Raw genomic sequence first — 25273 nt, 5'->3', positions numbered from 1 at the left:
CACCCTCACTTTATGGTTTCAATTTTACTGATATTATAAATTATATTCGTTATACAATGTTTGCTAATTTACATATAGATTATTGAGTTTTTTTATTGATAATGACACACATCAGTTTAGTATTATTGAGTACATAATTAATCAAATTTAATATGCTACCACCTCTGTATTAAATAAAGAGCTTGTTTAGATTTATGTTCATTATGAACATTATTTTTATTTATTTGTAAGAACAATACATCTTGACGATTATAAGCAATTTTTACACAATTTTATTGGTGTAAATCAATAAAAATGGTAAAAAAAATGTGTAAAAGTTCACAATGTTACAAACCTTTACACACAATTTAATGTTGAGTCAAAAACATACAAATTTCAAAAAGAAAACATCCTTTGTTAAGGATGTTTAGGATAATTATTTTCTATAGTCGATAACAGCACGACCAATAAAGTCACCTTTTTCAAGTTTTTCGAAAATTTCTGCGACTTCTTCAAGTTTAACAACTTTAGTAACTTCTGATTTAACCAATCCACGCGCTGCATAGTCAAGAGCTTCTTTTAGGTCTTTACGTGTTCCAACAATTGAACCGGCTAATTCACGTTCGAATAATACAGTTCAGAATACAGATACTGGGAACTCATCTTTTCCTAATTTATCTTTAGCAGGTAGTCCAACTAACACTTGACGTCCACCACGACGTAACATTTCCATCCCTTGGATAGCTGCTACTGTAGCAACTGATGTGTTAACCACACCATGAACTCCGCCTTCTGTTACTTTAATGATCTCTTCAACAGCATTAACTTTTTTCGAGTTAAAGGCAAATTCAGCACCTGATTTTAGCGCTAATTCACATTTTTCGTCATTTAAATCGACACCAATAGGACGATATCCCATTGCTTTTGCGTATTGGATTGCTAATTGACCTAACCCTCCAACACCAATAACAGCAACGAAATCACCTGGTTTTAGTTTTGCTTGTTTAACAGCTTTGTATGTAGTAACACCAGCACAAACTACGGGTGCTCCTGTGATTAAATCTAAATCTTTTGGCACTACGCCGACGAAGTCTTCATGTCCAATTGCATATTCAGCAAATGATCCGTCTTTTGTATATGCTGACATATTTTGGTTAGGACATAATGTTTCTTTACCACTTAAACAAAATTCACAGTGCCCACAAGCATCGTGTAGTCAAGCTAAACAAACTCTGTCACCTACTTTAAGGTGTGTACATCCTGGACCTAATTTTTCAACAATACCAATTCCTTCGTGTCCAGGAATAAGTGGGTATTTTGGTTCAACTAATCAATCGTAATTAGCTGCGTGCAAGTCTGTGTGACAAATGCCACTAGTTTCCATTTTGATTAAAACTTCTTTTTCTTTTGGTTCAGGAATATCAACGATTTCCACGCCTCATTTACGTGGAGAGCGTACAACAAAGGCCTTCATTTTAGACATATTATTATCCTCTTTTCTTTATAATAAATTTTAATTAACGATAAATTATTTACATTTATCAATATAATCATATTCCTTTTACACGTTTTTGTGTATGTTTGGTTAAAAAAGAACAAAAGGATGTGCAAACATTTTGCCTACACATATTTTGCAATTATTAATTTTTTCAAAGACGTATCTATAAAAACTTATTTTTTTATGCATTTTGAACCACTTAAAACATTTTTTTATTTTTAGCTTTTGTTTATTGATTATTTAATTTGTCATATTTTTTATCATGTAAATAAAATAAATGTGGAAATTTCCACATTTATTTTAAATACTAAGCAAAGTCAAAATCTTGTGCTTCTCTAACTTTTAATCCTGAGTTTTGCAATTGCGTTTTTAATTGCGTTGCCTCTGCATCAACTTCAATCTCATCACTAAATTCATTTCCGTTTTTGGCGAATTTAATAAATTTAAATAGATTAGCAATACCTGAATTTGTTAGGGTTTGATTACCTTCAATTTTTATTCGTTTAGTTGTTGCACCGTTTGAAAAAATAATTTTTGAAGATTGCATTGGTTCATCAACCATGTGTTCCATTCCTGCATTATTTAAGTCTTGTGCACTCATAGTGAAACTAGTTGAATTGTTGTATAAGACTAATCTCGAAATTTTTCTTGCCTTATTAGCTGGTTTAAATTCATCATGAAATACAAGACCTCTTAAACTTTTAATTTGTGGAACTCTTGAAAAGTCTAAACCTGTTGCGTAGCTGTTGCCACCTTCATTTTCGTCCGGATTTAAACCGCTTCCAAAACCACCTTGGAAAATTGGTTCATTATTGCGAGCATAATAAGCCATTCTTAAACCTAAATTAATTCTTTCAAAAGGATTGCTTGAACCAGAAGCATAATCTTGAGCATCAAAAGATAATGTATTAAAAGTGATTCTTGTTGCTATTTCTTCACCTACTTTATACTCAAAACTTACATTGTAATCGTTAGTATTTACTCATTTTGTGTTCCGTAAGGCAAATGGGTTAATACTCCAATTGTCTAATAATGAATTTCCCAAAGTATATAAAGACAACTCTTTAATGACTTTATTTTCAAGTGTGATTAATGAACCTGTATTTGTTGCACGATCAGAGAAAAATAGTTCTAATTGCGGAATTTGGTCGGGTAATTCATCTAAAATTTCTTTGAATTTTTGTCCCGCATCATGGCTACCCATATTTTTAATACGGAATGAGACAAAGTTTAAATCTGGTTTAGCTTTTAAATCAATTAATAGTTGTTTGGTTTTTTGATATCCACTTTCATTACCGGCATCAATTTCTAAAACATAACCTTCATTTATTTGCCCTTTATCATTAATAGGCTCATCTCTGGTCATTTTAATAATATTAATTCCGTCTGCTTTTGATACATGTAAGTCTTTAAATTCAACATTATCAGTTACATCAACACGAGTCCATCCTGGATAAATACCATTTTTAACATTGTAAGGACTTCTTATTTCTGAAGAACTATAACTAAACACACGTTTTTGAAAATTATCACGTGTCATTCTTGCCTCAACTGAGTTATATCCTTTTGGCAAACTTGCTGATCACGAATCTAATTCGCCCTTTTCGTTAAAGTATGATGTATCTTCTGAAATAACATATCCTTCAGCTAACATTTTCTTAGCATTGTCACTCAGTTTAGTGAATTTAGATCAGTCAAGATTTGAATATAATCAGAAGTAGCGATGCACTTTAGAAACGAATTTTTTTGTGCGATATTGTGTTTTAGCATCCGGTAAAAGGAATTTTTCCACATTATTGCTATCAAACAATTGTTTTCATTTTTCAAATTGTTTTGTATAAAATCCTGTTTTATTAACGTTAACAATATCTTCTAAATTTTCAGGTTTAACTTGTGCCAAAAGTTCGTCCACAGTCCCTTTTATTAGTCTATTGTTAATTCCGTTATTGCCAGTACCATCACCTTTAACATTGTCTAAAACTTTGTTAACTAATTCATCAGTTACCTGAATACTTACTATTTTGTCGACAGTGTTATTTTGGTATGGATCAATATTGCTTATTTTATTTCTGATATCTGAAGAATTTACTTCTCTATTTTTGTTTTTAATTACTTTAGCACGAACATTAGCACCTAAAATATTGATGATAGTTGCCGAGTCATCATTATTGATTAAATTATCAATAACAACATTGGAAGGAGTTTTGGGTTTTACAACTTCTTTTTCTTCTGCGACTTTAGGTGTAATTATTTTTTTCGGTTTAGGTTGAACTTGTGGTTGATTGTCAGGCAGTGGCACTGGTTTAGGTTTTGGCTTTGGTTCAGCTTTAGGAATAGGTTTGGGTTTTGGTTTTTCTTCATCAACGGCAATTTTAACGATTTCTTCAACTTTTGGTTTTTCAGGTTCCCTAATTGGTTCGTGAATTGATTCAGGAACTTTTAACTCTTTAAGGTTATTGTCTGCATTCGCACTCGTGACATTGAGGTCTAAATTGTTTTTTGTCGTAAAATCTTCTTTTACTTTTGCGTCAAAAAAGTAGTCAAATTTGGCTTGTTTTTTTGAGTTAAATTGGTATAGCAAAACCGCTGTGACAGATGAGACAATCACAGTAGCAGATGATAATGATAAAACAATTTTTTTACGTTTTAAAAATGCCATTTTATTCCTTCGTTGTTTGACAATTAATAACTTCCTTTGAGAGCTATTTATTTTAAATAGATTTTATCACATTTACATGTTACAATCTCTATCAAAAACAAAACATTTTAGCAAAGCAAAATGTAGATAATATTTTATCAATTTTAAAATTAAATTAGATTTTTTAACTTAGCGTCATTGTTTGAACTGAAAATAAATTGCCTAATTTTTTTTGATTTTGAATTTATGGCCTCTATAGCCATTATCAATTGATTTTTGAATTACGTTTTTAAAGTTTTTTTCAAGATGAGAAAAGATATCAAAAATTGTTTTGGCATCGTGATAAGCATTGTGATGTTGAAAATCTATACCTAAATCGTAGGCAATAAAATTTAAACGCTCAATTTTTTTATACTTTTCATTGTATTTTTTTAGCCCATGTCTACTGCAAAAATAGTATAAATCATCACTCAACGAAATATTCGATCTAATCAGTTCACGCTTTAAAACATTGATATCAAATGCAATATTGTGAGCAATTAATAAATACTCGCCGTTAAAATAATGTTTAATATTGTCTCAATATTTACTGAAACTTGGGGCATTTTCAACCATTTCATCACTGATATGGTGTTGCAGTGTGGCGGCATAATCAATTGGGACGAGCGGATTAATTAATTGATCTACCGAACTAGAGATTTTGTTGTTTTCGACAATTACCATTCCTATTTGACAAACATAGCCTGTTAAACTGCTTGTTTCAAAATCAAAGAACACAAATTTATCTTTTGATTTCAAACCGTGTGCTTCCCTAATTCCTAATTTGACTGTTTCGTAATCTATTAAAATTTTATTAATTTGAGATAATTCAACCTTCGAATAATGAACATCAATATCTGGAATGTTATTATCTATGTTGTCGATTGCATTTGAAACTATCTTTTTTAACTCATTAGTGTCGTTTATTTCAATTTCGAGTTTTGAATTATTGCGAATATTAAATAAGACAAATCTAAAGTTTTCGAGCAAATTATTCATTTTTTTATCTTCTTGGGCTTCTAAATACAATAGTGCAACATTGATTACCAGTTCGTAAATATCATTATCGCTTAAGCGATCATTGAATTTAATTCAATACATAATCTCACTTTCGTAATCAATTAAATCAACAATTCCTTCAATGTCAGAATAATTTATGTCATACCAAAGCTTTGAGCCTTCGTTTTGTATGTTTGTTAGTCTATCTAAAATAAGATTGTAATTTTCATTGTTTATTCATTTTCTCTCATCAATCGGGATTGAATTGATACCGATTAAACTATGGCTTAATAAAGCATCAAAAATCATCGCCATTGTTAAACAATATTCTTTGTCACTAAGAGTGCTCGCAATTTTTAATTGTTTATTAATTTTATTTTTGAATTCATAGTCTTTACTACTGAATTTTTTAATAAAATAATTTATTTTTTCACTAATTTGACCTTTTTCGAAATGCAAGGAATACAATATTTTTGAATATATTGAATTAATAGTTGAAACATTGTAACTTTGCTGCTTATCCTTGATTTCAATATTATCCTTGATATTGATTATCTTTTCTGGATAGGATAACCAAAGTTTACTAATGACTTTTGATAGGTCATTTTTTGTTTTATATGATATTTTTTTGACTAAGTCTGTAACTCTATAATCACGCGAAAATTCGATATTGTTTTTTGAATTCAAATTTCTCATTGTATTTTTGTTTCAAACGCTATGGAAATATGCTTTATCATAGAAGTTATTAACTTCAATGAAGGAAGGGAATACTTGGCCGTATTCCTTTGTTTTTACATTGATTACAATCAAATCTTCACTAGCTCTTGTCATTGCGACATAATATAGATTTCTTGCTAGTTCATGAGTATTTTCATTGAAAATATCTTCAGTAATTTTATTGAAATTATAAAGAATTACGCATTTTTTTTCGCGTCCTTTTGACTGGTGAACACTGGCAAAAACCAACTTATTTTTTTCTTGGTTTTCACTTATTCCGACTGAATTAGGTTTAGGGTAAAATGTTTCATAACCTCTTAAATTAATTTCATTGGCTATTTTTATTAATGAAATATCAGAGTGCGAATTGTTTACGATTGGTGAAAGCACAAAAACGTTTTCAATACCATAACTACTGATTTTTTCTTCAATAATGTTGCAAGTATAATCAATGAAATCATCATCGGTTACGTGTATTTCAAGATTTCCGGTTTTGTCTGCGTAACTTGTTCCATTAAATTCGCTTAAATCATTTATCTTGAAGAAATCTCACACAGATTTTTTAACACGAAAACTATTCGTTAGTGATAAATGCTTTCATTCAATATTATTATTTATAAGTTTATCAACATTCAAAAAGTAATATGGAGTTGACCCGTTATGTTGGTATATTGTCTGATTTTTATCGCCAAAAAACACATATTGACATTTTTTATTATTAATGTTATTAGACAATATTGCCTGTGTTAATTTTCAAAGCAACGGTGTTAAATCTTGGGCTTCATCGATTATGATTAAATCAAAATCAATGTTTTTTACAGTATTACCATCATGGTCAAATATTTTTTGTAATTCGCCATCGTCACGACACGACATTGCTCAATATGAGGCAGCGAATGAGTGAAATGTTCTAATTTCTCAATAATTTTGTTGATTTCTTTGTCTAATTTTATTAATTTTTACCCGTGTGTTCTCCATTAATCTTGTGTTATAAGTCAATATTAGGATTCTTTTATCCATATTATTTTTAACTATTCCGATTATAGTTGTTGTTTTACCAGAACCGGGAATAGCATCGACCACAATATTATTAGTTTGTGAATAATCGATTATTTTTTGTTGCTCTTCTGTAAAGAAATTGGTATTTTTTTTATCTAAAAAATTGTCGAGATTATTTTTCATTACTTAATTTTAATACAAATATTAATATTAATGTAAGCTCAATTAAAAGTTATGGCGAAATAGTTTTAAAATGAATAAATTTTCCTCTATTTTAAGTTTAAGATTAATAATTAATATGAATTTTCATTTTATAAAGCATAAGTTAAATTTATATGGAATTCATTCCATTTTTTTGAAAATAGTTTTTATTTTTTTAAAAAAATTTATAATTGTATTAGTTTATAACAAACTAAAAATTCAAAATAAAAAAAGAGGGATATATGAAAAAAATTATTGTTATCGGACTAGGTAATGTAGGATTTACATATGTAAATATTGCTGTTGCCAGAGGCTTAGAAGCTCAATGAATATTTGTGGACAGAAATGAAGACATAGCTTTTGCACATGCTAAAGACTTTTCTGACATGGTATCAATCTTACCAAGAAATGGTTCAACATTTAAAGTAGGAACATTAGAAGATCACGCAGCAGATGCTGATATTGTTGTTGTATGTGCTTCAATTCCTGCAAATAAAGATTTCTCAGATCGTCTTGCTTTAGCGGGTGCTAACGCAAAATTAATGGATTCATTCGGATCTGTTTTAAAAGAAAAAGGCTTTAAAGGTGTGGTAATTGTTGCTGCTAACCCATGTGATGTTATGGCAGCTGTATTCCACTACGCATCAGGTCTTCCAGCAAACAAAGTTATTTCAGCAGGTACTATTTTAGACGGTGCTAGATTGAAAAAATTAATTTCTCACAGATACAATGTAGAAGCAGATTCAATTGAAATTTCAATGATTGCAGAACACGGTGCATCAGCAATGGCTGTTTGATCGAACGCTAAAATTGGTGAAACATTAATTAAAGACTTACCACAATTTACTGAAGAAGTTAAACAAAAACTTTACGAAGACAGTAAAAAAGAAGCATTCGAAATCTTCTCACGTAAAGGAAACACACAATTCGGAATTGGTACATCACTATACGAAATCACTTCAGCTGTTTTAAATAACAAAAGAAAAATCATGACAATCGGTGTTAAATTACCTGACACATTCAAACACCCAGGAATTTATTTCTCAATTCCAGTAATCGTTGGTGAAAATGGATATGAATACTTACCTGAAAAAATGTCTCTAACACCAGAAGAATGAGAAAAATTTGACAAATTCTCAGAAGGATTTGCAAAAGTTCACAATGATACACTAGGTCAAATTGGTGTAAAACACATTTTCAAATAATAAATTTAATAAAAAAATGCCGCAAGGCATTTTTCTTATTAACTAGAAAAATAGATTTCTTTTATTTTTAAAATTTGTAAGATAAGCTATCTTTTTTTTGATATGCTAATGATTCCATAAACTAAGTATTTTATCTACAATTAAAATGATAAAAATAATTATATTTACTATAATTTAAAAAGAAATAAATAATATAAGGAGTAAAACAATGCAAAAGAAAAATATCAATTTTGATTCTAAAGAATATTTAGCAAAAGTCGATGCATGATGAAGAGCTGCTAACTATATTGCTGTAGGTCAAATGTATTTAAAAAATAATCCATTAATGAAAAATGGCCTTAAACCCGAAGATTTAAAAATTTACCCAATCGGTCACTGAGGAACAATCCCTGGACAAAACTTTGTATATGCTCACCTAAACAGAGTAATAAACAAATATGACTTAAATATGTTTTATATTGAAGGTCCTGGACACGGTGGACAAGTTATGGTTGCTAACTCATACTTGGATGGTTCATACACTGAATTATTCCCACACATCACACAAGATGAAGAAGGAATGAAACATTTATTTAAAATTTTCTCATTCCCGGGTGGTACTGCTTCACACGCAGCGCCTGAAACACCAGGTTCATTACACGAAGGGGGTGAATTAGGTTACTCACTTTCACACGCAACAGGTGCTATTTTAGATAATCCTTCATTAATAGCTGCTGCAGTTATTGGAGATGGTGAAGCTGAAACTGGTCCTTTAATGGCTGGATGATTATCAAACACTTTTATTAACCCTAAAAACGATGGTGCTGTATTGCCAATTTTACACTTAAACGGTGGTAAAATTTCTAACCCTACAATTTTCGCTCGTAGATCAAACGAGGAACTAACTAAATTATTTGAAGGTTTTGGCTGAGAACCAATCTTTGTTGAGGTGGAAAAAGTTGCCGACTATCACCATGAAATGGCTGACAAACTAGACTATGCTATTGAAAAAATAATGGCTATTAAAGCTGAAGCGGCTAAAAAAGGCGAACAACAACAAAAAAGACCTCAATGACCAATGATTATTTTTAGATCACCAAAAGGATGAACAGGTCCATCAAAATTTGCTGGTAACCAAATTGAAGGAAGCTTCAGAGCACACCAAGTTCCAATTCCTGTTAAAGCCGAAGATCCAAAACACATTCAAGATTTAATTGACTGAATGGAATCATATAAACCATCAGAATTATTTGATGAAAACGCAAGATTAAAACCTGAATTTTATATTGCTCCTGAAGGTGACAAAAGAATGGCAATGAATCCTGCTACAAATGGAGGAATTGACCCACAAAACTTAAAATTAGGTAATTGAAAAGATTTTGCTTTAAAATTTGATAAACCTGGTAGTGTAATTTCACAAGACATGGTTAATTTATCAACTTATTATGCTGAACTTATAAAATTAAACCCAACTAACTTTAGAATTTTCGGACCAGATGAAACTAAATCAAATAGACTTTTTGATGTATTAAAAAACACAAATCGTCAATGATTAGACACAATCAACACTGAATTAGATGAATTTATGGCACCAGCTGGTAGAGTTATCGACTCTCAATTATCAGAACACCAAGCCGAAGGTTTCTTAGAAGGTTATGTATTGACAGGACGTCACGGTGTCTTTGCTTCATACGAAGCATTCTTAAGAGTTGTTGACTCAATGGTTACACAACACCTAAAATGAATCAACAAATGCAAACCACTATTCTGAAGAAAACAAATTCCATCACTAAACTTAATTGCTACATCTAACGCATTCCAACAAGACCACAACGGTTATACACACCAAGATCCAGGTATGTTAGGACACTTAGCAGATAAAAACTCAGAGGTGGTTAGAGAATACTTACCAGCGGATACTAACACATTATTAGCTGTTTCAGCAAAAGCGTTTGCTGAAAAAAGTGTTATTAACCTAATCGTTGCTTCAAAACAACCAAGAGAACAATTCTTTAGTGTTGCCGAAGCAGAAGAATTAGTTGAAAAAGGATACAAAGTAATTGATTGAGCATCAAATGTTTCAATCGACCAAACTCCTGATTTAGTTGTTGCTGCTTCAGGTACCGAATCAACAATTGAAGCTCTAGCTGCTATTTCGATTTTAAACAAACAATTCCCATCATTAAAAATTAGATTCGTTAACGTTGTTGAAATCTTAAAATTAAGACACCCATCTGTCGATCATCGTGGTTTAAGCGACGAAGAATTCAATTCAGTATTTACAACTGATAAACCAATCTTATTCGCCTTCCACGGTTACGAAAGTCTTTTAAGAGATATCTTCTTCACAAGACAAAACAGAAATCTACACGCACACGGTTACCGTGAACACGGAGATATTACTACATCATTTGACATTCGTCAATTATCACACATGGATAGATTCCACATGTCAATTACCGCTGCTAAAGCAGTTTATGGTGAAAAAGCTCAATCATTTATTGATGAAATGAATGAAAAACTTGAATACCACACAAACTACATTAGAGAAACTGGTACTGATATCGACGAAGTTAAAAACTGAAAATGAGAAGGAATTAAATAATAAAAAAAGTGTCTCGTGACACTTTTTTCTATTTTTACAATTTAACATCAATTCAACTGGACATTAAATATTATAACTTTAACATTTTTTATATTAAAATATACTTAATATTGGATATATAAAGGATAAAAAATGAAAATTAAAACCCGTAATTTGTTATCGTATATTGTAGTTTCAACAGCTCTGTTGACCTCAGCTATATCTTTAACATCATATAAAATTTATAAAGTGAAGGTTTCTAAATACGATCGTGATAATTTTGCCAAAAATAAACAAATTAAGACGATTGAGTACAAATTTAGTCCAGTCAAATTTATTGAAAATGATACAGAAAAAACATTGCAAATTGACGATGAAAATTTAATTAATGAATATAGCGATGTTACTTCATTATTAGACCAAGCTGACATCAATATGTTTGGAATTTCAACTAGTATTCAACCATTTTGAGATCAGTTAAGATTAGCAATGATGGCCAAAGGCGAAGTTCATTTTACACAATTTGTCTATGGCGATAATAGAATGTCAGTTGACAAAGATAAATTTGAAGATTGATTGAATAACAAACGCGCAATTAATAATGATAAAAGCAAAAAATCTCGTGTGTATAATTTTAACCGTTTCTGAACAAACAAAGATTATTTAGTCAAAGTGCTCCGTGATGTTATTGTTGCTAATCCTGACAAAAAAATCAATTTATGAGTTTCATCAGCTGAATTGAATTATGTGCGTCAATACTTAGAATTAGCAGCGTTTACAAATGTAAAATTCCTTTGTTTAAACGAAGCTAGCTCTATTATTTCTTCATATGAAACAAGATTTTTAAACGACATTGACAATTTTAATAAAAAAGGCCAAATGATTAATATAGATGATATTGAAAGTGGTCCAACAGGTTGGATACCTATTTCTACAATTTTAGACAATGTTTATTTCTTCTTTGAGGATCACAATGGCGTTAATAAATTCAAAAATAAAGAGTTAAAAAGAATATACCCATATTCAGTTGACAAAGATTGAAGAATAAAAAATAAATTCTTCCAAACCCGTGATATTAACAAAAAACGTATACCTTTTACTGAAGAATATTACGAAATATCAAGACAAGATTGACGTGTTGAACGTGACAAAGTTAAACAAAATCAAAAACTCCACGGCGATAAACCTAAAATCATATTCTTAGGTTCTGGTGGGGATGTTAAAATCGAAAAAGATTCACTCTCACACGTTATTGATAAATATCAAGACACATACAATATCTATTACAAAGGTCATCCTAATTTCTCAGTTATTGATAAGTGAATTGAAGAAGTTGTTAACAAAAATCAACAAATTGAATATACAGACAGAATTCACACCACTGATTTCAGTAAGCCAGTCGAATTGCATACTTCTCTAAAAGAAGGAAATTCAATCACTGTGCTAAACAATCAAATTCCTTCGGAAGAATTAACCACTAACCATGCTAATGATTTTGGTTCCGAAGAGGGATTATGATTCGAAAAATGGGCAACTGTTGACATGAACACTGGTGCACTAAAAGCCATTTTAGATGTAAGCGGTAAAAATACAGCCAGTGATTTAATTTTTACCGGTATATCAATTCGTGACCAAGATGGCAAAAAAATAATTGCTTGAAGAGCCGCTTCGCCCGTGAGTGAAATTGACGACCCGGTCAATAATGATTTATGAAACGAAATTGTTTTAAAACAAGCGGAAATTTTTAAGACCAACAAATAAACATATTGGTTGATTAAAATAAAAACACAATTTATATTGCAAATAATGTTTCATCAGTCGAAAATGAAACCAAAGGAAAAAATATGAAAAAAATAAAAAATGTTGTAATTTTTGCTGCAGGAAAAGGCACAAGAATGGCACCTTTAACTCAATACTTACCAAAACCACTAGTTCAGGTACACGGTGAGCCAATTATTGAAAGAAATATTAAATTTCTACACGAAGCAGGAATTAAAAATATCACCATAGTGGTTGGTTATTTAAAAGATCAATTCAACTATTTAATCGATAAATACGGTGTTAAATTAGTAGAAAACCCTGAATACGATACAGCCAATAATATAAGCAGTTTGTGATATGCAAAAGACTTTTTTAACGATACCTTGTATGTTGAAGGCGATTTATATTTCAATGAGAATGTCTTTAGCAAAATTGTTCCCTTAATTTCGAACGCTAATACTTCAATAGCCTTCAGTGTAAAAGGATATGAACACAAACCAGAGTGAGCTTACAATTTAGATAAAAATGAAAATGTTATTAATCATTCTTTAACACAAGACTCATTTATGAAAAACATTTGAAGTGGAATTTTGTATCTAAACAATACAACTTCAAATGAAATGCGCCAAAAAATTGATAGTTTTTATCAAACACACCGTGAAGACTATTTTGAAACATTTTTATGAACTCTTGAGTCTAAATTCAAACATCTTGAAATCGTTAATGTACAAATGCGTGAGCTTGATACTTTTGAAGACTTACAAAATTTAGATTCAAGATACCGTAATCATGCTACTACACTATTATTTACACCTGGACCAATAAATAATTACAACGAAGTTAATGAAATATTGAGCCAATGTGTCTTACACCACAGATCGCAACTTTTTAAATATTATTTAGAAGACACAACAAAATTAGTTCGTGAATTATTCAAAACTGAAAACGGTTTACCATTATTTATTACCTCATCAGCTACCGGAGCGATGGAAGCTATTTCAATTAATTTAGCTCAAAAAGGCGAAAATGTACTTTTAATTGAAGCAGGTGATTTTGGTAAAAGATTTAGAATTCTTTTAGAAAGACTGGGTGTAGCCGATACTTTAACAACTATTAGCTATGCCGATGGTGAAACATTTGATTTTGCTCAAATTGAGTCAGTATTGAAAAACAATAAATTTAAATCACTTTTTGTTACTCATCATGAAACATCAACAGGTGTTTTACACGATATTGAGAAATTGTCTAAGATTGTGAAAAAATACGCACCTGATACTTTATTTATTGTTGATACAGTTTCATCATTTATACATGATGATGTTAAATTTGATGAATGAGGCTTGGATGCTGTAATTGCCACAAGTGGTAAAGCGTTTTGTTTGATGCCTGGTTTAAGTTGCGTTGTTTTATCACAAAGAGCAATCGAGGCCGCAAAGCAAAATACTAATTTTAAATTCTACTTTGATATTCCGGCTTATGTTAAATATTATTACGAACAAAAATCAACTCCATATACACCAGCGAGTGCCATTTTAGTTGCGATGAATGCGGCTATTAGAGTAATTAAAAACCAAACTATCGAAGCTATAAGAAAAGATAAAGAGTTAATTTACAATTACATTAGAAACGAATTAGTTGAACTTGGTTTTAGAGATGTCGTTAAAGGAGAAAATGTCACACACGGATTATTAGTGATGGATGCTCCTAAAGGATATAATGCTGAAATTTTAAGAAATACAATCGAGTACAAATCAAACATTTATTTTGAAGTCGGACGAAATGGAAGACAACAAACACAAGTAAGAATTGGTATTCCTAATGTTATAGATATGCCTAAGGCTAGATTACTAGTAGACGCTATCAAAGAAAATATAGAATTAGCAAAAATCAAATAATTATAATCCCTTCATGGGATTTTTTATTTAATACTTTATCAATTTTGCTTAAAACTTAAACAAAGCGGCTAATTTGTGGAATCGTTTCTTAGATTTATTCCATATTTATGACATAAACAAAAATAAATTACCTTGCTAAATGTAAAATTATGTATATAAAATTACTAAATTTTAGGAGGCAAAATGAAAAAAATAGCAATTAATGGATTTGGCCGTATTGGTCGTTTGACTTTACGTCGTATCCTTGAAACAAAATCAGAAAACATCGAAGTAGTAGCAGTTAACGATTTAACTGACCCTACTATGTTAGCTCACTTATTAAAATACGATACAGCATTCGGACCTCTACAACACGAAGTTAGCGTTAAAGAAGGTGCAATTGTATTAGATGGTAAAGAAATTAAAGTTTTCGCAGAAAAAGATCCTGAAAATCTACCTTGAGCAGAATTAGGAATTGACATTGTTGTTGAATCAACAGGTTTCTTTGCAAAAAAACCATTAGCAGAAAAACACATCAAAGCTGGTGCTAAAAAAGTTGTAATTTCAGCTCCAGGTGGTAATGATGTTAAAACAATCGTTTACAATGTAAACCACGATATTTTATCTAAAGATGATGAAGTTATTTCAGCAGCTTCATGTACTACAAATGGTTTAGCACCAGTTGTTAAAGTTCTTGTTGATAACTTCGGATTAGTAAATGGTTACATGACTACTGTTCACTCATTTACAGCAGACCAAATGCTTCAAGATGGGCCTCACAGAAAAGGTAACTTAAGAAGAGCACGTGCTGCAAGCCACAATACAGTTCCTACTTCAACCGGTGCTGCTAAAGCTATTGGTTTAGTTGTTCCTGAAGCAGCCGGAATTTTAAACGGTATTGCCCTACGTGTTCCAACAATTACTGGTTCTATTATTGACTTATCAGTTCAATTAGAAAAATCTCCATCTGTAGATGAAGTTAATGCAGCATTCAAAAAAGCAGCTACTGAATCGATGAAATACAACACTGATGAAATCGTTTCTTCAGACATTATCGGTTCACACTTCGGTTCAATTTTCGATGCTACCCTAACTCACGTACAAGAATCTAATGGACAAAAAATTTACAAATTGTTTGCATGATACGACAACGAAATGTCATACGTTTCACAATTGGTTAGAGTTATAGAACACTGAGCAAAATTATAATCAAGTAATTAACGAGCACTCGTTGCTCGTTTTTTATTTTGCTTTAAATTTCTAAAACATCAATTAATTTTGAATAAATTCATTGAGTTAACCTTATTTTTTCTTGCTAATTTAATTGAAATAGGTATAACAACTATGTTAATTGTATTGCGCATTTGGTTTCAATAAATTGAGCGGTGCTTACTGATATCAAGATGATATTTATTACCGATTTTGCACGAGAGAATTATTTGATATGAATTTCCTCAATCACCTATCAATATACATTCACTGTGATTATATGTTCCATCTTCATTTTTTAAAGGTTTGAACTTAAATCAATCAAAAATATTCGTGCTTTCTAATTTGGTTAAAAAGAATAAAATAGCTTTTACTTTTTTAAAAAAATTATCACGGTATTTCCTTGGCAATTTGGCACAAATTCAGTCAAAATCTTTAATATTATGAGTAATTTCATAGAAAAAATTGTAGATATTGTAATCTTTATTTAAACCTAAAAATTTACGCTTTAAGCCAAGACTATGGAAGAAAAATTCTTTTGATCAATACACTATTATTCGTATTCGATATTTGTTGATCGCACTGGGCCAACGCAAAATGTCGATCGTAGATGTTTTGATTAAAAAATTAAAATATTTAATAACTATACTTTTAAAAATTTCATTATTTATTTTCATATAGATAAATTACTTATTTTTCTTTTATAAACACAAAAAGGAAAAAATTATTAAACTAGAAAATAAAAGCAAAATAACACAATTGAGATGTGTTGAATGCATTGAAAAATAATCGCACTAAAAATTACTTAAAGTTATCATTCCAACAAGTCGGTTAAGTGTTGATTTCCGTGTATAATATTACTCATACAGGAGGGATAATGATTAAATATTATTCAACATTTAGAAATGAAAATTTCTTATTAAAAGCAGTTTGTGGTCAAATAGATCATGAAATTAGTCCAAAAATTTCAACAAAAAACGGTGCTATTACTGAGTTTATCGAAAACAAAGAAGCATTTATTTATATTGAAAAAGATTTGAATTATGATCAACTACTTAATTTTATTGATAAATTCATTGTAACAAGCAATAGAAACTATCAAATAGACTTAAAAACATTTGTAACGAAAAAATTAGATATGGATGCTGTAATTAAAGCATTTTATTCAAAAATATTTTTCTATGAGGCTGTTTTGTTTAACAAGAAAAAAGAAGCACCAGAAAAAAAACAATTCACATTCCTATTACCAGATGCCTCTTTTACTGAAATAGCACAAAAATACGCAATTATTGCCTTGAATAAAAACTCGGTTAGAAATTTACAAGTGATGCCAGAAAACTTTTTAAATTCTGAAACATTGGCCGATGTTATTAAAGAAGAATTCGAACAAAATGAAGATTTAAAAGTAACAGTACTGAGAAAAAATGACATCAGCGATTTAGGTATGGGTCTTATTTTGTCAGTCAATAAAGGTTCAACACACGCTCCACGGGTTGTAGTTATTGAGTACAACGGGAATCCTGATTCAGACGAAAAAATTGTTTATGTTGGAAAAGGTATTACTTTTGACACCGGTGGGATGAATACCAAAGGTTATCATATGGAAGGTATGAAATATGACATGTCAGGTTCAGTTATAACTGCTTACACAGTTAAAACTGCAGCTGAATTAAAAATTAAGAAAAATTTAGCAGCAGTAATGTGTATTACTGATAACCGCCAAGATGGTGATGCTTCATTGCCGGAAAATGTGTATGATTCAATGGCTGGAATTTCGGTCGAAGTTACAGACACTGATGCTGAAGGTCGTCTTGTTTTAGCTGACGGATTATATTATGGTGCGACAGTTTTAAATGCCACAACATTAGTTGATGTTGCAACATTAACCGGTGCAATGGTTAGAACATTAGGACTTGATTACTCTGGTATTTGGTCAACAGATGAGCAAAATTGAAAAATATTTGAAAAAGCGGCAAAAATAGCACGTGAAAAAGTTTGAAGAATGCCACTACACGAAGATTTCCATGAACCTAATACCGCAAGTATTGTTGCCGATTTAAATAATTACAACAATGATGAAACATCAGATCACAACACTGCGGCAATGTTCCTAAAAGAATTTACTAACAATGTTCCATACATTCACTGTGATATTGCAGGAACCGCCGATAGAAAAGGCAAACCAATGGGTGCATTGCTTGATACATTAGTTGAATTTGCGATCCAAAAATAATTTATAAAAACAGGCCATGCCTGTTTTTTTTGATTCCCGCTGTGTTTTATTCATATTATAATAATGAAAATGAGGTAAATATGAAAAAACGAAGTCCAAAAAAATTATTATTTAGTATCCCGCTTAGTCTAGCTTTAAATGTGATGGCAGTTTCGTGCTCAAATACTAAAAAAACAAGCAGTAACAATGAACAAGATGATAATAACATCGCTAATAGTGTTGCGACAACTGAGAAAAATAATGATATTGGCGAACCGAAAAACAAAACTATGAACGTTGTTAATAACGATAATAATGAACACAATAAACCATCAAAACCAACCGTTGATAAGCAAAAACCTACTCCCAATGACAGTAGCAATGATAAAAGAAACGACAGGGTGAATGAAAATAATCAAAATGAGTCGGAAAAAACCAACAGCAAACACACAAAAGATGAAAGCGAACCTGTAAATAATCATCAAGTTGGTTCGAGCGATAACAATCATGGATCGCAAAATAATGACAATACAAGCGAAGACGACAATGACACTAAGGTACAAAACACTGAAAATAAAGATGTTGAAAGCGATAATCGATCTAACAATGGTCAGCATATAGAGTCTAATAATAATGACGATAGTGAAAAAAACGAGCAAGCAAATAAAAACACTGATCAAAAAACCAACAAAAATATTGAGGTTAAAGACAATAAAGATGAAAATAACATTGCTGATGATCGAGAACACAACACAGATAAAAATGAAAAACAGCAAGAAAATACTGTTGATTTTGAACAAAAAATTGCCGAATTTGAAGTTAAATTGACTGATTTAAGAAATGAACTAAGTGATTATTTATCCTCAACAAAAAATGAAGCAAAATATAAGTACGAAGAAGTTGTTGATTTATTACAAAGCCAAATCTATGATTTTAAATTTCCAACTATAAAAAGCGATAATGAATTTTATTTGAACGAATTGCGCAATTACTACGATTCGATGAGTTCGCAATTTAATCAAATTAAATCGCTTAAAGAATCGCTAAAAGATTCTGAAGATGCCAAACCTGAGTGAGCCGGCGATAACTACAATAAGTTAGCTCAAAAAAAACATAAACAAGAAAGCAATCCCTTGCTTAATTATCCAGAAGTCGACGCAATTAATGCCTCATTGAAAGACACAAATCGTCGCGTGAATCCTCAAAATGCATTCATTAATAATCAAGCAATCAAGTTTTTAAATTTTGGCGGCAATGAATTTATTGAAAAATTCAGTGAAATTAACTATACGCCAGCACAACGACAAAAAGTTAATGAATTTTTACATAATTCTATCGTTAAAGAGTCAATGACTAAGAACGAAAAAATTGAAGCAATTTTTGATTGAATAACAAATAACATTAAGTATGCTAATGCTAAAAATAGACCTCATATTAATCCTTGAGAAATAATTGAGTATAGATACGCAGTGTGTGGTGGTTTTAGTAATTTATACAAAGAAATGTTGGACTTGATTGGTGTAAATTCAGTCATGGTAATTGGTTGATCATCGGCCGGTGATCACCAGTGAGTTTTAGTTCAAGATCCCCAAACACACGAGTGATTTTATTCTGATCCGACTTGAGGAACTATTCAAAAAAGATATTTTAGAATGAATTCTGAACAAATATCAAATGACCATCGTGTCATAAGGGTGTTGAATTATACTTTAACCCATAATCAAATTCAATACGAATATTGAAAAGGTCTAGCAATCAAAAACGCCTTAAGTGAGCATGTAGTAATTCCAGACTTACTAGGCGATATAAAAGTTGAAAACATCGCAAATACACTGCTGAATAACGAGAATTTAAAAACGCTACAAATTGGTAAATATGTTACAAACATTGAATACAAAGGTATGCAGGCGCAGTTAGAAAGTTTCAATGTTGATGAAGGTAATAGCGTTTATGCGTATTCAGACGCAATGCTATACACTAAAGATTTAAGTGAAATTTTAGTAACACCTGCTGGATATCAAAAAGATAAAATAACAATATCTAAATACACAAAAACACTAAGTGATGGGAAAGAGCTATTTAATATTCCTTTATTGAAATTTATTGAAGTTGAGCCGGGTAATTACTCATTCGCTTCATATAAAGGTCTTTTATATAATAATGACTATTCACAACTAATTTCGATTCCTGATGGGGCCACAAAAATTTATATTCACCCATTAACAAAATTAAGCGGCCAAGAAATATCGTTTAAGGAAAATGTTGAGGAAGTATATTTAGAGCAAGGAATTACTAATATCCCTGATTTTACTTTCAATTATTTACCTAAGTTAAAAAAAGTTTATCTTCCTGCTTCTATCAATCATATTTCTGAGTATGCTTTTGTAAAAATTAGTAATATTACATTAGTTACCGATAAATATAATTCTTATGTTAGTGACTATGCTAAGTCACATGGATTCAGATACGAATTTGAAAAATAATTTGTCATAAAAAAATAATAGTGATGTGCTATCACTATTATTTTTACTCGTTATTTTTATTTTAATAGTTTATTTTCTATAAAATCATATATTCAATCTTCGTCTGATGTTTTGTCGCTAACAAAAGTGGCTCCTTCTAGAGCATTTGTCATTGAATTTAGTGGCGCACATGATAAGGCAACTACATCAAAAGTAGGTGCATCATTGTTAGCATCACCAAAAGCGACAGTTCTACCTAAATCAATATTATATTTAGGGGCTATTGATTCAAGTGCCAGTGCTTTTGAACTAGGTTCGCCAATGTCAAAAAAGTTTTTTTGTGTCTGCACACCGATTAGATTTTTAAATTGCTCAACAAATTGGGCTAATACTTTTATATCTTCGCTTTGGTGTGGATCAAAAGTTACTAAAATTTTGCAAATTGTTTTATCATCTAAAAAACTTCTGCCAGGATTTAAACTTCAATGTTCAGGCTCCATCATTTTTGAATAATCACGAGATTTGAAATCTTGTGAATTTTCAACATTAAATCCGGCTAAACCGTTAGTTCAAAAAACATAATAGCCTAAATTTAATTCATCAGCCTTATCCATGATTAAATTTGCTTGTTTTTTTGGAATATTAAAATCAGAAATCATTTCAAAACTTACATGATCATAAACCATTCCACCATTAGCACATAAAAATGGTAAATTATATGGAATAATATTTAAATAATTTTTTAACATAAATACAGCTCTACCAGTGGCAATCGCAATATTTTTGCCCATTGCTCGTAATTGGTTTAGTATTTTTAAATTATTTGGCACAATATTTTTTTTACTATCTAATAATGTTCCATCCATATCAAAAACGAATGTGTCGAAATTTTTAATATTCAATCCAAATAGTTCAAAAGATACTTTTTCATTTACATTTTTAATTTTCGCTATGATTTCATCATTATCTTGTTCGTTTAGGAAACGAAAAATGATTATTTTATTTATATCTTCTTTATTGCTAATATTAGTTAAACTTAGAAATAAATCTAAATCCATGCTCATTGTTTTTTTTAGTTCGTCAAAATTTTGTTTTGTTAATTTAATTCTTTGTTTCATTTTATCTCCATTACCTATATAATATTTTATATTATTCATGGCATCTACGGCTTTTTTGTTTAAAAAATAGCTAATAAAAAAAATTTAAAAAAATTCTTTTTCTTATCATTTGCTGTGATATAATAATCTTGCTTTTATTGATAAAGCATGCCAGCGGAGAAGTAGCTCAGCTTGGTAGAGCGCTTGGTTTGGGACCAAGTGGTCGCAGGTTCAAATCCTGTCTTCTTCACCATTGGGGGATTAGCTCATTTGGCTAGAGCACCTGCCTTGCACGCAGGGGGTGGTGGGTTCGAATCCCATATCCTCCACCATTATGGCGTTGTAGCTCAGTTGGTTAGAGCGTCCGGTTCATACCCGGAAGGTCAAGAGTTCGACTCTCTTCGACGCTACCATTATATGGAACAAATCTAACTGTTATGGACCTATAGCTCAACGGTTAGAGCAACCGGCTCATAACCGGTCGGTTACCGGTTCGAATCCAGTTAGGTCCACCATGGGTGATTACCCAAGTCCGGCTGAAGGGACTAGTCTTGAAAACTAGCAGGGGCTTCACGGCCCGCGGGGGTTCAAATCCCTCATCACCCGCCATTTGCTGTTATGGCACCCAAAAAAACTTATCACATCGCGGAGTGGAGAAGCTCGGTATCTCGCAGGGCTCATAACCCTGAGGTCGTTGGTTCAAGTCCAACCTCCGCCACCAAATGGTCCAGTGGTAAAGTGGTTTAATACGCCTCCCTGTCACGGAGGAGATCGCGGGTTCGATCCCCGTCTGGACCGCCATTGTGGCTCTGTAGCTCAGTAGGTAGAGCAACGGATTGAAGCTCCGTGTGTCGCTGGTTCGATTCCTGCCGGAGCCACCATATGATTAAAATCGCCCCCTTTTGGGCTTTTTTTATTACATTTTAATATCGTTATGCAAACAAAATGAGCTTGTTTGCTTTTTTTATTTCAATAAAATTGTGCTTGTTTATAATATAAGTATTATTTTTTTAATTTTTGGAGGATTATGAAAACAAAATTTATTTTTATAACCGGCGGTGTGTTAAGTGGTTTAGGCAAAGGGGTTAGTGCCGCTAGTATAGGAAATTTATTAAAAGCACAAGGATTTAGTATTTTTGTTCTAAAAATGGACCCATACTTAAATATTGACCCAGGAGTGATGAATCCAATGGAACACGGGGAAGTTTATGTAACCAGCGATGGTGGGGAAACAGATTTAGATTTAGGACACTACGAAAGATTTATTGATGTTAAATTAACAAAAGAATCTAATTTTACAACTGGCAGAATTTTTACGCGAATTTTCGAAAAGGAAAGACGGGGTGAATATTTAGGAAAAACGGTTCAAATTGTGCCGCATGTTATTGATGAAATTATTGACATTATTTTGACACAAGCTACTAAAAAAGAGCCTGATTTTATGTTAATTGAGATTGGGGGAACTGTAGGCGATCTTGAATCCAACCCTTATATTTATGCAATATCAAAATTTGCTAGCATGTATTCGAAAAATGTCTTATTTACTCATTTAGCATTTATACCATACCTGAGTGCATCAAAGGAATATAAATCAAAACCAAGTCAAGTTTCTATTGCTTCTCTGCGCTCGTTTGGTATTAATCCAAATATCTTATTGTTGCGTTCACAAGAAGGAATTGATAGTTCAATTATCAAAAAAATCAGTGAAAGTGCTTTTATTCCGTCGCAAAATATTATTAATATTCCTGACAAAACTAATATTTATGAAATACCTTTATTTTTAGAAAAATACGGAATAGTGCGGATAATTTATGAACACTTTCAAATTAAAAAAGAAATTATTCAGGACGCAAATAAGGAGTGAAATAATTTTATCGAGAAATATTTAGCAAAAAGAACAAAACCAGTAAATATTTTACTTGTTGGAAAATATACAGGCTTAGAAGATGCCTACTTATCAATTATTTCCTCATTAAAAATCTCTGCTGCGCATCTAAATGTTGATTTGAATTATTCGCTAATTGATTCTTCAACTATTACTGAAAAAAATATTGAAAATGTGTTTAAAAACATTGATGGAGCATTGATTTTACCAGGTTTTGGAGTCCGTGGTTTTTATTCAAAAGTTGATGTGGCTGAATACACAAGAGAGAATAAAATTCCAACGCTTGGTATATGTCTAGGATTTCAAGCAATGGCGATTGCTCAAGCTCGGCGTCTTGGGGTGAAAAATGCAACAAGTAAAGAATTTGAAGTAAAAAATACAAATCAAGAATTTGTCTTAACTCCATTTTATGAAAACGGAGATACTATGAATTTAGGCGGTACTTTAAGATTAGGTGAAGACAAAATACAAGCCTTGCCTAATACTTTGGCTTCTAAAATTTATGGAGATAAAATTTTCTATGAAAGACATCGTCACCGTTACGAAATAGCAGATAAATATCGCCACTCATTAGAAGATAATGAATTTAAGTTTTCTGGCATTCATCCTGATTTAAAAGTGGCTGAAATTTGCGAGGTAAAAAATCATCCTTTTTATTTAGGCGTTCAATATCACCCTGAATTTACAACAAGAGTTGTTAATTCGAATCCACTTTTTGATAGCTTTTTAAAAGCTGTTTGGAAAAACAAGCAATAATAAGGTTGAATTTAAAGCATAGAAAGTAAACGTGGGTAAAAAATATTAACATTTTTATAAAAAACACCACAGCAACACGCTGTGGTGTTTTCAGTATAAATTTTGTTATATCATCTTATTTTTATGTCAAAAATATATGTCACATATTTTTTAATTCTATCAGTGTGTTTTTGCTCGGCATAATAAAATCGCAATTAGAATAAATAATAAATTTTTAAAATTTCAATCTTGAATATCAATGATGTTATCGAAAATAAACCTAAGTTGCTGATTTTATTCAGTCTAAACCATAAATTTTTAGTTTTATGGTTGATTATAGTAAATACATTTATATAGATCTTTTAGGTATTTATGAATAAACATCAACAAAAAATATTTCCATTTTCTATCTACGCAATATCTTTGAACAATGTTTGAGATCTTAAATTTAGTGTCTTTAATTTCTTTTTTTATTGTGCCTTATATTTGAAATTTAATTGATTTAAATATGATGGATAGATTTAAAGGTTGCGAAAATACTCCCTACAGTCACTCAAAATTGCCTCAGTGATTAACTAAAGAATTATTCAACGAAATTATTGTTAGACAAACCTCAACAATAATTCGCAGCTAAGGCTACGTTTTTCATTTATTAGCTGATACACTAACAGGAAATTAGCTATTGCAATTACCTGTTAGTTTTCATAAAATATTGTCTTTTTTCATATTTTTAAGTGAAATTTCAACGATCCACTTCAAAAAAAAAAAAAATAATAACATAAGTCTAAAAGAGAATATAAAGGAGGAAATGATAAGGTCAAAACTTCAGGAGGATGAGTCGATATTTTGTTCATCTTAGGTCGGTAAATTTAAAAGTGGTTATAAGGTAACATTTTAAATAAATTTGATTAAACAATTAGATGAAATTAATGCTGTTAATCAAAAATAAATCTCGTAGCTTTCCAAAATATTTGTTCTTACTAAATGAAAATAATTAGCAGCTAATTTACTCAATAAAATCAAGAAGATGGCATGATAATTAAAGAATTAAAGGGCTTTAAAATACAGTTAAAAAGAGCTTTTGACATTCATAAGAATAAAAAATAGACTTAATACAATGACGAGACGATAAATTTATTTTCATTGCGGATTCTCCGAAGAGATGAAATTACAATTATATAGAGAGTATTCGGCTCAGAT

13 protein-coding genes and 8 tRNA genes are annotated in these 25273 nt (G+C 30.9%); 16 read left to right on the top strand and 5 right to left on the bottom strand.

Annotated features, from left to right (window positions below; translation table 4 throughout):
• Positions 1–415: 415 nt before the first annotated feature.
• From NXS15_RS01445 to NXS15_RS01435, 3 genes are all read right to left on the bottom strand, one after another.
• Complete coding sequence (locus tag NXS15_RS01445) at positions 416–1462, bottom strand: zinc-dependent alcohol dehydrogenase (RefSeq protein ID WP_396888596.1); 1047 nt, start codon at positions 1460–1462, stop codon at positions 416–418.
• A 322-nt stretch (positions 1463–1784) separates the two neighbouring features.
• A complete protein-coding gene (locus tag NXS15_RS01440) occupies positions 1785–4136 on the bottom strand; it encodes a putative immunoglobulin-blocking virulence protein (protein ID WP_259290096.1) in 2352 nt (783 codons plus the stop codon).
• Between the two features lie 201 nt (positions 4137–4337).
• Positions 4338–7052, bottom strand: coding sequence for an exonuclease domain-containing protein (locus NXS15_RS01435; RefSeq protein WP_259290095.1), 2715 nt, complete (start codon positions 7050–7052; stop codon positions 4338–4340).
• A gap of 260 nt (positions 7053–7312) precedes the next feature.
• On the opposite strand from NXS15_RS01435, the gene NXS15_RS01430 reads away from it, so the two are divergent.
• The 5 genes from NXS15_RS01430 to gap all read left to right on the top strand — a co-directional run bounded on the left by NXS15_RS01430 (position 7313) and on the right by gap (position 15682).
• Complete coding sequence (locus NXS15_RS01430) at positions 7313–8275, top strand: lactate/malate family dehydrogenase (RefSeq protein ID WP_259290094.1); 963 nt, start codon at positions 7313–7315, stop codon at positions 8273–8275.
• A gap of 208 nt (positions 8276–8483) precedes the next feature.
• Positions 8484–10859, top strand: coding sequence for a phosphoketolase family protein (locus NXS15_RS01425; RefSeq protein WP_259290093.1), 2376 nt, complete (start codon positions 8484–8486; stop codon positions 10857–10859).
• 132 nt (positions 10860–10991) lie between these two features.
• Positions 10992–12599: a hypothetical protein gene (locus NXS15_RS01420; RefSeq protein WP_259290092.1), complete on the top strand. Its 1608-nt coding sequence runs from the start codon at positions 10992–10994 to the stop codon at positions 12597–12599.
• Positions 12600–12682: 83 nt separating this feature from the next.
• Positions 12683–14494, top strand: coding sequence for an aminotransferase class V-fold PLP-dependent enzyme (locus NXS15_RS01415; protein WP_259290091.1), 1812 nt, complete (start codon positions 12683–12685; stop codon positions 14492–14494).
• Positions 14495–14677: 183 nt separating this feature from the next.
• Entirely contained in the window at positions 14678–15682 is a 1005-nt protein-coding gene (gene gap / locus NXS15_RS01410) for a type I glyceraldehyde-3-phosphate dehydrogenase (protein WP_259290090.1), read from the top strand.
• Positions 15683–15690: 8 nt separating this feature from the next.
• On the opposite strand, the gene NXS15_RS01405 is transcribed toward gap, so the two are convergent.
• The gene (locus NXS15_RS01405) at positions 15691–16233 is read right to left on the bottom strand and encodes a hypothetical protein (RefSeq protein ID WP_259290089.1); all 543 of its coding nucleotides are present in this window, start codon (positions 16231–16233) and stop codon (positions 15691–15693) included.
• A gap of 326 nt (positions 16234–16559) precedes the next feature.
• On the opposite strand from NXS15_RS01405, the gene NXS15_RS01400 reads away from it, so the two are divergent.
• Together NXS15_RS01400 and NXS15_RS01395 are read left to right on the top strand one after the other, a co-directional pair.
• A complete protein-coding gene (locus NXS15_RS01400; protein WP_259290088.1) occupies positions 16560–17915 on the top strand; it encodes a M17 family metallopeptidase in 1356 nt (451 codons plus the stop codon).
• 80 nt (positions 17916–17995) lie between these two features.
• Positions 17996–20377, top strand: a complete 2382-nt coding sequence (locus tag NXS15_RS01395) for a transglutaminase domain-containing protein (RefSeq protein ID WP_259290087.1) — start codon at positions 17996–17998, stop codon at positions 20375–20377.
• A gap of 56 nt (positions 20378–20433) precedes the next feature.
• Here the strand turns inward: NXS15_RS01395 and NXS15_RS01390 are convergent, their stop codons facing one another.
• Entirely contained in the window at positions 20434–21474 is a 1041-nt protein-coding gene (locus tag NXS15_RS01390) for an HAD family hydrolase (protein ID WP_259290086.1), read from the bottom strand.
• 155 nt (positions 21475–21629) lie between these two features.
• On the opposite strand from NXS15_RS01390, the gene NXS15_RS01385 reads away from it, so the two are divergent.
• From NXS15_RS01385 to NXS15_RS01345, 9 genes are all read left to right on the top strand, one after another.
• Positions 21630–21706: transfer RNA gene (locus NXS15_RS01385), tRNA-Pro, on the top strand.
• A gap of 2 nt (positions 21707–21708) precedes the next feature.
• Positions 21709–21785, top strand: a tRNA-Ala gene (locus NXS15_RS01380).
• Between the two features lie 4 nt (positions 21786–21789).
• A tRNA-Met gene (locus NXS15_RS01375) sits at positions 21790–21866 on the top strand.
• 26 nt (positions 21867–21892) lie between these two features.
• A tRNA-Ile gene (locus NXS15_RS01370) sits at positions 21893–21968 on the top strand.
• 1 nt (position 21969) lies between these two features.
• A tRNA-Ser gene (locus tag NXS15_RS01365) sits at positions 21970–22062 on the top strand.
• A gap of 35 nt (positions 22063–22097) precedes the next feature.
• A tRNA-Met gene (locus tag NXS15_RS01360) sits at positions 22098–22174 on the top strand.
• A gap of 3 nt (positions 22175–22177) precedes the next feature.
• Positions 22178–22254, top strand: a tRNA-Asp gene (locus NXS15_RS01355).
• Between the two features lie 4 nt (positions 22255–22258).
• Positions 22259–22334 (top strand) — tRNA-Phe (locus NXS15_RS01350).
• Between the two features lie 146 nt (positions 22335–22480).
• Positions 22481–24094, top strand: coding sequence for a CTP synthase (locus NXS15_RS01345; protein WP_259290085.1), 1614 nt, complete (start codon positions 22481–22483; stop codon positions 24092–24094).
• Positions 24095–25273 lie beyond the last annotated feature (1179 nt).

The sequence above is a fragment of the Mycoplasma sp. CSL7475-4 genome, from assembly GCF_024834065.1.
In the GTDB taxonomy this organism is placed as follows: Bacteria; Bacillota_I; Bacilli_A; order Mycoplasmatales; family Metamycoplasmataceae; genus Mycoplasmopsis.
The sequence above is the reverse complement of the archived record's forward strand: the minus strand, read 5'-3'. Positions and strand labels throughout refer to the sequence as shown.